This window comes from Salinibacillus aidingensis, from assembly GCF_039522525.1.
In the GTDB taxonomy this organism is placed as follows: Bacteria; Bacillota; Bacilli; order Bacillales; family Alkalibacillaceae; genus Salinibacillus; species Salinibacillus aidingensis.
In genome coordinates, this window is sequence record NZ_BAAADO010000005.1 from 49,209 (window position 1) to 62,658 (window position 13,450).

Consider the following 13,450-nt stretch of genomic DNA (forward strand, 5'->3'; position numbering starts at 1 on the left):
TGGAATAAAACTCAAAAGAAAGAGGGATATTTTTTTGAGTTCAAAAATGCAGGATGACTTAAAGAACATCGATGATTATGTTAATGAGCTTCATAATGCCTTTCATTCAACAAGAAGAAATAAATTAAAGCTCAGTTCCCTGGTTAAAGCAATGCTGGGAAAAATTTTTTCAATAAACCGTATGATGATGACGATTGTAAAGCTGCTCGGAATACTGGGTATTTCTTTGAGTATTACATTATTGCCGGAGCCATATGTTGTTTATCTTTTAGTCGGAACCTCAGTTGTGTTCTTCATATGGATCATTTACTTATATGCAGTGATTGACTTGTCCAGGGTTGAACAGAAAAAGATGAATCTGGAGGCTTATGAAAAGGTGAAGGAAGAGGAATATCGTTTGTTTTTACCTTTTATTGATAAACGGGATTTCTCTTTTAAGGATCTACAGAAGGATACAGAAGAAACACAGAAAAAATTAATGGATTATAGCGAACATATTCAGAGACTGATCGAAAATTTACAGGAGACTCAGGATGGTTTTTACCATTTCAAAGAGCGTTACAACAAAATGAGTCGTTTTCTCCGTCAGCTCAGAAATAATTTATCAACACTTATAAAAGATGAATTAACCTTGAGTCAATTGGACTTTGGCTGTGATTATTCTTTGTATAAAATTGACGGACAGACAATCTCATTTATTGACGGAAAGGGTTTAGAGCCTGAAAAATTAGGGAGCAGTGTCAGCCTGGATAGCTCTCCGTCGCACCTGATAAACGTTTTGAAAAATAGAACAGACAAAATGTTACCCTCAGAAGACCGGACCATCATTTCAAAAAGAATGGACTTAACAAACGGGGAGCAATGGATTGTTAATATTCACCTGGATGAAACCGATGCAGAAGAACGGGAAAAACTGAATTTAGATACAAATAATGGGAGGCTGAACCTGGAGACAAGCTTTCAATTGTTTTGGCTCTGTCTTGAAATCATTCGAAAATTTGGTCGGGGAAACAAGGAGACTGATTCAGATAACCAAAACTCGAGCCATAAATAAAGATTTAAAAAGACAATAGACAAAAAAATGGTTAGGGGATCCTAACCATTTTTAATTCCCGCTCATATCTTTTTTGGCCTCATTAATCGCTTCCTCATTCTTCTTCTTTTGTTCCTCATATATTTTGTTTGCAAGCTCTTCCGCACTGTCATTAAACATTTTTTTCTCATACCTCCTTAGTTGGAACTTACAGGCTGTATTTTGATATCCTATGTAAATGGAAAACTTTACGAAATAGTTTCTCCTCAAAGAAGCAAAATATACGTATATCCATCAAGTTTCGTTTATCATAAGAAATCGAGAGCTCTTGATGAATAGATTCATTGTTCCTTTTACAGGATAGGAGGCTGACAGCTTATCGCTAATGAATTCATGAGATGGGCCGGGCTATGAGGATGGGAAAGGAGCGGCAACAGTATGAATACGGTGGACTTATCACCTTTACATAGACGATTAATAATCGCAACTACATTATCTGCAGCCTTTTTATCGGTGCTTACGCAATTTCTGCTCATTACAGCTTTTCCAAAAATTATGGATGAGTTTGCGATTGATTCCACTGACGTTCAATGGCTGACGACCAGTTATATGATAACAGCTGCCATACTTATTCCGATAACGGCGTATTTCATTGACAGGTTTAAAACCAGAACATTAATGATGAGTGCAATGCTTCTGTTTTTTGCAGGGACATTGCTCGGATTTTTTGCGCCTTCCTTTCCATTCCTGATAGCAGGACGTATTGTGCAGGGCATTGGCTCAGGAATTATGATTCCCTTAATGCAGACCATCATGTTTCTTCTATATCCCAAAGAAAAAAGAGGGGCTGCGATGGGGCTGGCAGGACTCGTGATTAACGTGGCTCCCGCGATAGGTCCTCCCATATCAGGTCTTATGATTAACTATTTTGAATGGCGCGCATTGTTTCTCTTAATCCTTTTCGTTGCAGCCTGTATTCTGGCCTGCGTATTTTTGTTTATGCGTAATATTACAGAACAGCGGAAGACGGAAATCGATGTCTTATCTATATTATGGTCATCCATTGGCTTTGGAGGAATTCTTTACGGGTTTAACAGGGCTGAAGAGGCAGGAATAACAGATGCTGGTGCGCTTGGCAGTGTGATTGCAGGTATGCTGGCAATAGGATTATTTGCGCGCAGACAGTTGCGGTTAAAGAGTCCGATTTTGGAGCTGCGTGTACTTAAAGTACCTGTTTTTGCGCTTGTAGCGTTTATTTCAGTGCTCTCTTTCAGCTTACTCATTTCCACAGAGACCATTTTGCCAATGTATGTCCAGAACGCACAGCAATATTCAGCTTATTATAGTGGGTTGATTGTGATGCCTGGAGCTTTGACCCTTGCATCAATGTCTCTGTTTGCAGGGAAATTGTTTGATCGATACGGTGGGAAAACGATTGCCATCATCGGCTTTGTTTTACTCTGTCTAAGCACACTTGGTTTTCACTTGATTCTTGAACTTGATACACCGTTCGTCATGACCATCGTCTTATTTATGCTTTCTATGGCAGGTGTCGGCATGATTAATATGCCAATTATGACGGCAGGTATTAATGCTTTGCCTGATCACCTGATTTCGCATGGAACAGCGGTTATCAATACGGCCCGGCAATTTGGAGGATCGCTGGGGTTAACCTTTATTATTTCCTTTATCAGTCGAACAGCTGCCGGCTCTGAAGCATTGGATCCTTCCGCTTATCTGAACGGTGTAAAAACAGCCTTTCTGGTTGCTTTTATATTTGCCATTACGGGATTGATACTTTCGTTCTTTTTAAGAGAAAAGAAACGGCATGCGGGGGAATAAAGTCAGGGGAAATAAGAGAGGAGCTGAAGGGCACAGTGCCATTTTCAGCTCCTTAAAACGTTCCTTATAGAATATACGTTTAAATCAGCGAATCGAACCATGTGGATCAATAACAAATTTCCGGGCAACGCCACTATCAAACTGACTGTAGCCTTGCGGGGCTTCATCGAGATTGATAACTGTTGCGTTAACAGCTTTGGCAATTTGCGCCTTACCGGAGAAAATGGATTTCATCAAGTGACGATTATATTGCATGACAGGAGTCTGTCCGGTGACAAATGTATGTGCTTTTGCCCACCCAAGGCCGAGCCGTATTTTTAATGATCCTGTTTGTGCATCTGTGTCAGCTGCTCCGGGATCCTCCGTTACATATAAACCCGGAATGCCGAGCTGTCCACCTGCCTGTGTGATATCCATAATGGCGTTTAAAACGGTTGCCGGCTGTTCTCCTGCGTTGGCTCCATGGCCGGATGCTTCAAAACCAACGGCATCGACAGCACAGTCAACTTCCGGTACACCCAGGATTTGTTCAATCTGCTCACCTAAACGATCATGTTTACTAAGATTAACGGTTTCACATCCAAAACTTCTGGCTTGTTCCAGTCGCTCTTCTTTTAAATCGCCTACGATAACAGTGGAGGCTCCTAATAGTTGAGCCGAATGGGCCGCAGCCAAGCCGACAGGACCAGCTCCAGCTACATAGACGGTTGACCCCACTTTTACCCCGGCTGAATAGGCGCCATGGAAGCCTGTTGGAAAAATGTCGGACAACATGGTTAAGTCCAGTATTTTTTCCATGGCTTTTTCTTTATCAGGAAAGACGAGGAGCTGGAAATCCGCATATGGAACCATGACATACTCGGATTGTCCTCCAACCCATCCTCCCATATCTACATAACCGTAAGCAGCACCAGGGCGCTCGGGATTAACATTTGTACAGATATGTGTTTTTTGTTGACGGCACATATCACAACGTCCGCATGCAATATTAAATGGAACAGAAACAATATCTCCCTTTTTAATAAATTCGACGTCTCTTCCTACTTCTATGACTTCACCAGTAATTTCGTGTCCAAGAACCAGTCCTTCAGGTGCTGTTGTACGTCCGCGCACCATGTGCTGGTCACTGCCGCATATGTTCGTAGTAATAACCTTAAGAATGACACCATGTTCACATTTGCGTCCCACATTAGAAGCAGGAACACCTGGACCATCCTTTAACACTAAATCGGGAAAATCAATGTCTTTAACCGAAACCTTTCCGGGACCTTCATAAACGACACCTCGATTGCCTGCCATGATAACCCTCCTAAAAGTGATAGTACCTCTGTTATACGCTGAGAAGTACTTCATAACGGTTGAACTCCTGCTGATACTGACTGAAATACTCTTTTGATGAAGTTGCATTAAAGAGCTGTATGAATCCCCCCCTTTAATAAAGCAGGATCATTAGTCCAGGCATTGGTTGTGTGCTTGTACGATTATCTTTTTGAAGAATTCTGGAAGCCTTTCTCCATTTCTATTTCTTTCTTAATGGAAACATAGGTATATTTGAGTAGTAATTAGAAGATAACATTTACCAAAACCATTTTTGTGTCAAACTTTGTAAGCGCTTACGAAATTTATAAAAATCCTACTTTGGAACTATACGGGAATGAGCTGGCCTTGGTATGAAATATCGTTTTTACCAGGCTATTAATAATCGATGATTGAACTTATGCAAAAACTGTGATAGTTTAATAGATACAATATATTGCTAAAAAATAAAAATTATCACTATATATAGTGTTCGCGAGCTGTGGTGACAGTTATGTCTTAAAAGGGAATCCGGTGAGAATCCGGAACTGTCCCCGCAACTGTGAGTGTGGACGAACGGGATATCCACTGTATGAATGGCTTTACGGTTTTCATATGGGAAGGCCCCTAGTAGGCTGAAGCACAAGTCAGGAGACCTGCCGCAGCTCGGACGTTTCGTTTCCCCGGGGTAAGAGAGAATGAAACGACAGAACAAGGTTCATATAATCTGTCGTTTCCTTTATAACCGTTCATCCCTGGGGTGAGCGGTTTTAATTTTTTTAGGGAGGAAAAATAATGACGACTGCTTTGACAGATACCCAGACAAAATGGATCGATTGGATTATGCAAGGGTTACATGTGGATAAAGATTCCTTTATAGAAATGGTACATAGGACTGGCACCAGGAAAACGAATGATCTCATTAAACGTGCACTTGAACATATAGATGAAGGCAGCCCGGATTGGACATTTGTCGCCAGTCGAATCTATTTAGATGATCTGTACTACCAGGCTGCATCGAACAGGGATTACGCTCCAAGTGTGTGCTACGGGAATTTTTATGAATTAATTCAAATACTGACAGATAAGGGCATTTACACGGAAAAGCTTTTAAAAATATACCCTAAGGAAGAAATTGACTACTATGCAGGCCTTATTGAGCCCGAACGTGATCTGCTGTTTAATTACCTTGGCCTGTATACGCTGGCAACCCGTTATTTGGCCCGTGATCACGAAAAAAGAACCTATGAATTGCCTCAGGAGCGGTGGATGGTTATTGCTATGCATCTCATGCAGAAGGAGGACCCGGCTGATCGTCGTCGGTATGTTGCTGAGGCGTATTGGGCATTAAGCAATTTATACATGACTGTTGCCACACCTACACTTACGAATGCTGGTAAAACGCATGGTCAGTTATCCAGCTGCTTCATCGATACCGTGGATGATAGTCTTCAGTCGATTTACGACAGCAATACAGACATTGCCAAACTGTCCAAGAATGGTGGCGGGATTGGTGTCTATATGGGAAAGGTCCGTGGTCGTGGGAGCTCAATTAAAGGATTTAAGGATATGTCAAGTGGTGTCGTACCGTGGATTAAGCAGCTTAATAATACAGCGGTCAGTGTCGATCAGCTAGGTACACGTAAAGGCGCGATTGCGATTTATCTCGATGTGTGGCATACAGATATTGAAGCCTTTCTTGATTTAAAGCTGAATAACGGGGATGAACGGCTGCGTGCACATGATATTTTTACAGGTGTCTGTCTGCCGGATTACTTCATGGAGCAGGTGGAGAACCGGGGCGACTGGTACTTGTTTGACCCCCATGAAGTACGCCAGGTAATGGGCTATTCTCTTGAGGAATTCTATGATGAGGAGAGAGGTGCAGGTTCGTGGAGGGAGCGCTATATGGAGTGCGTCGAATCGGATCAGCTTACGAAACGGGTAGTTCCAGCTATCGATATTATGAAACGGATTATGAAATCACAGCTTGAGTCCGGTACCCCGTTCATGTTTTACCGGGACGAGGTGAATCGAAAAAATAATAACCCGCATCAAGGTATGATTTACTGCTCTAATTTGTGTACGGAGATAACACAGAACCAGTCGCCGACGGAGCTTTTGGAAGAGCTGACGGAACCGGATGGGACTATCGTTAAAAAGTACAAACCCGGGGACTTTGTTGTCTGCAATTTGAGCTCGATTAATCTCGGACGGGCGGTACCGGATCAAGTACTGGAGAGACTGATCCCCATCCAGGTTCGCATGCTTGATAATGTGATCGACATCAATACGCTGCCACTACCCCAGACCCAAAGGACGAATCAAAAGTATCGCGCAGTTGGACTTGGTACATTTGGATGGCACCACCTGCTGGCAAAAAAACGGATCTCGTGGGAATCACAGGAAGCTGTTGATTATGCGGACAGACTCTATGAGAAGATTGCCTTCCTGACCATTAAATCAAGCATGGAGCTGAGTCGGGTTAAAGGCACCTATCCGGCGTTTAAAGGGAGTCAGTGGCATACAGGTCAGTACTTTACTGATAAAGGTTATGCAGGAGATAGCTGGGATCAATTGAAGCAGGATGTGGCTACTTATGGTATCCGTAACGGTTACCTGATGGCAGTTGCCCCAAATTCATCCACTTCCATGATTGCAGGCTCTACGGCAAGCATTGATCCAGTATTCAAGCCCTTTTATTTTGAAGAAAAGAAGGACTTCAAAATTGCGGTAACCGCTCCGGAGCTGAATCATCATACGTATGAGACCTATCGCAGGTCAGCCTATATTCTGGATCAGCGCTGGTCAGTCAGACAGAATGCAGTCCGGCAAAAACATATTGATCAGAGCATTTCCTTCAACTTTTACGTGCCGAATACGATTCAGGCATCCTTTCTTCTTGATTTGCATTTGCAGGCTTGGAAGGAAGGACTGAAAACAACGTACTATGTAAGATCAACGGCCAATGATGTTGAAGAGTGTGAGTGGTGCCAAAGTTGAGGACATTAGTGGCTTATTTATCTTACAGTGGAAACACCAAGGAAACAGCCGAAATCATAGCTGATTATCTCGAAAATGCCGGGATTAGTGTTGACATGCACAGGATTGGTGTTGATCTGCCTGTGGATGTCTCTATATACGATCTGATTTTTATCGGGACATTCACCTGGGAAATGGGGGCAACACCTGATGAGGTTAAGGATTTCGTGCTGGAAGTTGGCTATAAGCCTGAACATGTTGCTGTATTTGGTACTGGAGATACGCAATTCGGCGGGGATGATCTGTATTGTCTTGCTGTCGATAAACTGGCAAGGTTCTATCAAAGCCGGTGGGATGGCTTGAAAATTGAACAGTCTCCACGAGGATCACAGGAAAAACGCGTGATAACATGGCTGAAGGGAGTACTTTACGATGTCAGAACTCTTTCTTGAGAAAGCAAAAACGCTGGAACCACTGAATCCCAATAAATCAACATCCCTGTTCAACGGGAAGTCAAGCGGTATTTTAAACTGGAACGATATCGCTTATCCTCATTGGTATAAAATGTATAAGCGACTCTTAGGCAACTACTGGCAGGCGGATGAAATCAATATGGCGGAGGATTTGCGGCAGTTTAAATCGCTGACGTTAGCGGAACAGGACGCATACTTAAAAATTATCGGTCTCTTATCAACGCTTGACGCACCGCAGACCCGGACTGCACTGATTCTATCTCTTTATGCAACCGATCCATCTGTTCAATCAATCATGGCCGTGATTGCTCAGCAGGAAGCCGTGCATAATGAAAGCTACTCCTATGTTTTGTCATCAGTCGTTTCGCTGGATAAACAGAACGAGGCCTTTCAGCTTGGACGCAAGGATCCGGTTCTGCTTAAACGAAATGAGGCGATAGCGGGGCAATACAATGCATTTGTTGAGGAGCCGTCCATGGAAAATATCCTGAAAACCATCGTCTATTCGGCGCTTCTTGAAGGAATGTTTTTTTATTCGGGGTTTGCTTACTTCTATCATCTGGCCCGGCAGAATAAAATGGTCGGTACGTCAACAATGATTAGCTACATTAACCGGGATGAGCTGGAGCACGGCCGCTTTATAACCGAATTGTTCCGCGCAGTATTGAACGAGAACCCGGAATGGAACACTCGGGAATTTTCTGAATGGGTGTACAGCAGCTTTCGTCAATCGGTAGAACACGAAATCGAATGGTCAGCGTATGTCCTTGCCGATATCCATGGGATTGATCTTGACGAATTGGCCGGCTATATTAAATACCGCGCGAATAAAATGCTGCGAATGATGGGGCTGAGTGAGATTTATCCGGATTATACAGAAAATCCGATGAAATGGATCCGTGCTTATGCGGATAACTTTGACGGTACCAAAACAGATTTTTTTGAGCAAAAATCGCGACAGTATACGAAAACAAGTGATTTGAACGGTTTTGATGATTTGTGATGGTGGCTAATCAGTAGCCAAATGATAGGAGAAGTTATGGGCAATGAGAAATGGGGAATACCATTGAAATTAAAAGGGCTAACACCAAAAGTTACGGACCAATAACTTCTGGGTTAGCCCTTTATTGCGGCAAATATTAATTATGTTTCTTGTTAACTAATGGAACCGTGTCGAAACGTAGGATGTAAATGATAGGTGAGGAAGCTAAATTAAAAAGAGTATTGGTATAGTAGATTAAATGTTTGCTATATGATACTGTCTTTTATATGTAAACGATTTATCATTATTTATTTTTCAAAAGAAAGTGGGTAAGGAAATAATCTTCAATCCCATGATAAAGGATGAACAAAAATGCCAAACCAATCCATGGCAGCAAAGCTACGTTTATTTACGATTACATGGCCTATTTTTATAGAAGTACTCTTGCAGACGATGATGAATTTTGCAGATGTATTTATGATTAGCTTTATTTCTGATGGAGCGGTAGCGGCTATTGGTGTGGTCAACCAGATTATGGTATTAACCTTTGTTCTATTTAACTTTACAGCCATGGGCTCCGGAGTAGTGGTCTCACAGTTTGTTGGGGCTAATAAGCCAAAAGATGTCAGCATCACCATTGCCAATGCAATTGTTGTGAATCTATTATTTGGGCTATTTATCAGTATCATAATTGCAAGTTTCCGCTACCCTTTTTTGAGTCTGTTTAATTTAGAATCAGATTTAATGGAATACGGTGCTGTTTATATGGCCATTGTAGGTGGAACTTTATTTACACAAGCGATGGTGATTACTGTATCTTCGGTTTTACAGGCTATGGGACATACAAAAGATGTTATGTTAGTTGTACTGGCGATGAATGTACTCAACATCTTCGGAAACTATCTGTTTATTTTTGGAGCTTTAGGCGTTCCTCAGCTAAATGTAACAGGGGTTGCTATTGCGACAATGATTAGTCGTACACTGGCCATGTTCGTGCTATTTTGGATTGTTAGCCAACGAGTAGAGATTAAGTTGACCTGGTGTGATTTTACTAAACTTAAATCTGAGTACTTGAAAAAAATATTGGGGATTGGTGTTCCGGCAGCAGGAGAGCATCTATCCTACAATACCAGCCAGATCACGATTACCTTCTTCATTATGCTTTTAGGGGCCAGTGCTATGGCAAAGAAAGTCTATACAGAAAATTTAATGGCTCTGATTACCGTATTATCGATGTCGATATCAAAGGGGATGCAAATTTATATCGGTCAGCTAGTTGGTGCTGGTGAAAAAGAAGCAGCCTATCATAATATGTTTCGTGGACTTAAATATGGTTTGATCTTCACAATCATACCGTCCATCATATTTGCCTTCTTTGGGGAGAACTTGATGCAAATTTTCACAAATAAAGAAGGGATTATTGCAGGTGGTGCTATGCTGCTAGTCATTGGAATTATTCTTCAGCCTGGAAAAACGTTTAATCTAGTTATTATTAGTGCCTTGCGGGCGGCGGGGGATGCAAAATTTCCCGTCATGATGGGGATTCTTTCAATGTGGGGAATTAGTGTCCCGTTGGCCTATATATTAGGTGTACACTTAGAATTTGGGCTTATTGGGGTTTGGATTGCGATGTTAGTAGATGAGTGGTTCCGTGGAATTATTATGTTATTCCGCTGGCGCAGTCGTAAGTGGGAGAAAAAGGCATTGGTCGAGGCCAAGTCAACGGCATAGCATCACTACTAGTGGATATATAAAAAACAGGCCGGAACTTACACTGGCCTGTTTACGAAAATTATTCAGGTTTATAAACAAAATAATCAAAGTCAGCTGCTATGTTTTCTCCGGATGTATCCTGGCACTGCATACCGACAAATGCTCCGGTAAAGAAGCCACCACCGCGAATATAGTCATCCGATAATTTATAGGAATAGAACTCTACAGGAATCTCTGTCCAGTTTGTCCCATCAAAGGAATAAGAATACGTATAGACATTGGTCTTTACATTAACGCGAAAGTAAACATATTCCACGTTTTCTGGAACAACAATTTCCTTTCCTTGAAGCGGCTGATCAAATGTAAAATTATCGCATGTGGTAAGATCCAGGATCCTGCCTTTTTCCTCATTCCATGTTATCTGCAGTGCAGTCCAGTTTTCTGTATTATAGTAGTTTACTAGGCCTGCCGCCTGTTGAAAGTTTTCCGGATTAAATTTCACTTTTGTTTCAGCAGTAAAAGTAAAATGCTGCCAGCGCCTTGCTACAAATGCTTGCGTAAATTTTGATGTTAATGATTCTCTTCCATGAATGCGTAAGTGACCTGGATTTTCCTTCAACGAAGCGATTTCCTCACCTAAAGGAATTCGTAATGTCTGGAAATCTATACTTATTGTTTCAGAATCAAAATCATCTTTTTTATTATCATTTTGTTCCCATTTCGCTTCTTCTATATCAGGTCCTTCAACCTCCAGAGAAGGCTGGTTACCTCCAACGACGTATGGCCAGTCGTTTTTCCACTCAAGGCGGGAAATTGCCGTTTCGCGTCCAAGCGGGCAAAATCCGCGTGGGTCAAGCAGAGGCTCTCCTTCTTTTGGAAGTGGACGCCCAACGAGATAAGTGATGAACCATTCTCCAGTATGTGTTTCGACAATTGATCCGTGTCCGGCCTTTTGCAACGGATTTCTAGGATATGGCATAGAGGTTACTAACGGATTTTCCGGATGTACTTCATATGGTCCCCAAAGGTCTTTGGATCGGGCAATGGTTGCCTGGTGATCATATTTCGTTCCGCCTTCCGCAGTCAGTAGATAATAATAGCCATTTATCTTATATAAATGCGGTGCTTCAGTTAATTTTACATCAGTTCCTTTAAAAATAACTTCTTTTTTGCCAACTAACTTTTTCTGTGCCGGATCATATTCCTGAAGTACGATACCGTAAAAGTTATGATTACCGACGCGCGGATCCCATACCATATTTACAAAATATTTTTTGCCATCGTCATCATGGAATAAAGACGGGTCAAAACCAGAACTATTCATATAACTTGGTTCAGACCATTCACCGTCAATTGTGTCGCAGGTAACCAGATAGTTATGGCTATCTTTCCATTGTCCATCCGTTACTTTTACATCAGTATAAATAAGCCAGAACTTGCCATCATGATAAGATAGGTCAGGTGCCCAAATTCCCCCGGAGTCCGGATTTCCCATCATATTTAATTGGCTTAAGCGATTAAGTGGGCGGGAAACGAGACGCCAATTTTTTAAATCCCTAGAATGATAGATTCCAACACCAGGGAACCACTCAAAGGTTGAAACCGCAATATAATAATCTTCTCCAGCTCGGCAAATACTTGGGTCCGGGTTAAAGCCAGTTAAAATCGGATTTTGTATTGTTGTCATATTTATCACCTCTCTAAAATTTTTTAATAACTAATAGAAATTGCGGGAAGGTAATTTGGAGTCAAGGAATTCTCCATCACTCCAGTATGTATTCTTATAGATCGCATTCTTTTTAAATGGTTTAAAAAGAATGCAGTCTTGTACCTTTAGAAAAACTTTATACAATACCGTCCGGAACGAGAGAAAAGTTAAAATGGTTAACTTACTGTAACTTCTTTATGGATATTATTGTATAAAAATTCTTCTGTAGAAAACGCAGCAACTCCTAAAGCAGTAGAATGAGTTAGTAAATGGGAAAAATCAATCCTTAGGTCTTTTTGGCTGAACCATAAGGTCTGATTATGGATCCAGTCGTTTAATGGTTCTTTTAGCCATTTTTCCGCACTAGCCATTCGGTTTCCAATAATGACTTGTTCCGGATTGAAAATATTAATAATATTATTAATTCCTACACCGAGGTATTGACCGATATTTTGAAATCGTTGAATAGCTTCTTTATCTCCGTTCTGGGCAAGATCTAAGATTGTTTCCAGGGTATGGTCTTTATCTGTTTGGAGATTTAAATTACCAGACTGTTCTGTATTTCCCAACAAGGATTGTTCTGAAGCATATAATTCCCAGCATCCTTTATTGCCGCACCTACATTTGGAACCATTCACTTCAACAGTCATATGCCCGAATTCGCCGGAGAAACCATTATGTCCTCGATATAGTTGTCCATTCAAAATGAGTCCAACACCTATCCCTATACCTACACTGACATAGACAATGTTTTGATTGTTTTTCCCAATGCCAAAGTTTTTCTCACCGTAAGCACCAGCATTAGCCTCATTTTCAATGGTTACGGGAACATTGAATTTTTTTTCAAGAGTTGATTTTAATTCTGCATTTCTCCAGCCAAGGTTTGGAGCAAGTAAAATCTTCTCATCTCTGTTCACAATACCTGGTACACCTATTCCAATTCCAACAATCCCATATGGACTTTCAGGGGCAGACTTAATAAGTGTATCAATGACTTGAAATAACTCTTTCAAAATTTCCTCGTAGGTTAAATTGATAAAATTGGATGTTCTTTCAGAAATGATGTTTCCACGTAAATCGGTTAGTATACCTAATATATAATTGACACCTAAATCAATTCCCACAGAGTATCCAGCTACCTGGTTAAAAAAGAGCATTACAGGCCTTCGTCCGCCCTTGGATTCTCCAGGACCTGACTCATCAATCATTTTTTCTTCAAGTAGTTCATTAACCAAAGAAGAAACCGTTCCCTTATTTAATCCAGTTGAACTCGCAATATCGGCTCTGGAAATAGGGGAGTTCTGTTTAATACTTTCCAGAACCAGTCCTTTGTTCTGTTTTTTGACTACATGCTGGTTCCATGTTTTTTTTCCTGTCATCTCGTATCAACTCTTTCTCTTATTATTGCCATAGTATAGCAT

At 41.3% G+C, this 13,450-nt stretch carries 9 protein-coding genes and 1 riboswitch; of the genes, 6 read left to right on the forward strand and 3 right to left on the reverse strand.

From position 1 onward, the window contains the following. Window positions 1-34 precede the first annotated feature (34 nt). Entirely contained in the window at window positions 35-1,054 is a 1,020-nt protein-coding gene (locus tag ABD006_RS12575; protein WP_343841636.1) for a hypothetical protein, read from the forward strand. 417 nt (window positions 1,055-1,471) lie between these two features. Beyond that, window positions 1,472-2,875, forward strand: a complete 1,404-nt coding sequence (locus ABD006_RS12580) for an MDR family MFS transporter (RefSeq protein WP_343841639.1) — start codon at window positions 1,472-1,474, stop codon at window positions 2,873-2,875. An 84-nt stretch (window positions 2,876-2,959) separates the two neighbouring features. Here the strand turns inward: ABD006_RS12580 and fdhA are convergent, their stop codons facing one another. Next, entirely contained in the window at window positions 2,960-4,174 is a 1,215-nt protein-coding gene (fdhA, locus tag ABD006_RS12585) for a formaldehyde dehydrogenase, glutathione-independent (RefSeq protein ID WP_343841642.1), read from the reverse strand. A 483-nt stretch (window positions 4,175-4,657) separates the two neighbouring features. Next, window positions 4,658-4,849: riboswitch (cobalamin riboswitch) on the forward strand. Window positions 4,850-4,966: 117 nt separating this feature from the next. Here fdhA and ABD006_RS12590 point away from each other — a divergent pair. The 4 genes from ABD006_RS12590 (at window position 4,967) to ABD006_RS12605 (ending at window position 10,339) form a co-directional block, all read left to right on the forward strand. After that, window positions 4,967-7,174, forward strand: coding sequence for a ribonucleoside-diphosphate reductase subunit alpha (locus ABD006_RS12590; RefSeq protein WP_343841645.1), 2,208 nt, complete (start codon window positions 4,967-4,969; stop codon window positions 7,172-7,174). Further along, window positions 7,159-7,605 carry a flavodoxin gene (locus tag ABD006_RS12595; protein ID WP_343841647.1) on the forward strand — a complete coding sequence of 149 codons (447 nt, stop codon included), beginning with the start codon at window positions 7,159-7,161 and terminating at the stop codon, window positions 7,603-7,605. The genes ABD006_RS12590 and ABD006_RS12595 overlap by 16 nt, the downstream gene beginning before the upstream one ends. Next, on the forward strand, window positions 7,586-8,629 hold the full coding sequence (locus tag ABD006_RS12600) for a ribonucleotide-diphosphate reductase subunit beta (RefSeq protein ID WP_343841649.1): 1,044 nt from the start codon (window positions 7,586-7,588) through the stop codon (window positions 8,627-8,629). Before ABD006_RS12595 ends, ABD006_RS12600 begins: the two co-directional genes overlap by 20 nt. A 351-nt stretch (window positions 8,630-8,980) precedes the next feature. Continuing rightward, the gene (locus ABD006_RS12605; RefSeq protein WP_343841651.1) at window positions 8,981-10,339 is read left to right on the forward strand and encodes an MATE family efflux transporter; all 1,359 of its coding nucleotides are present in this window, start codon (window positions 8,981-8,983) and stop codon (window positions 10,337-10,339) included. Window positions 10,340-10,400: 61 nt separating this feature from the next. On the opposite strand, the gene ABD006_RS12610 is transcribed toward ABD006_RS12605, so the two are convergent. Continuing rightward, window positions 10,401-12,008, reverse strand: coding sequence for a glycoside hydrolase family 43 protein (locus ABD006_RS12610; protein WP_343841653.1), 1,608 nt, complete (start codon window positions 12,006-12,008; stop codon window positions 10,401-10,403). 197 nt (window positions 12,009-12,205) lie between these two features. Next, window positions 12,206-13,408, reverse strand: coding sequence for an ROK family protein (locus ABD006_RS12615; RefSeq protein ID WP_343841655.1), 1,203 nt, complete (start codon window positions 13,406-13,408; stop codon window positions 12,206-12,208). Window positions 13,409-13,450 lie beyond the last annotated feature (42 nt).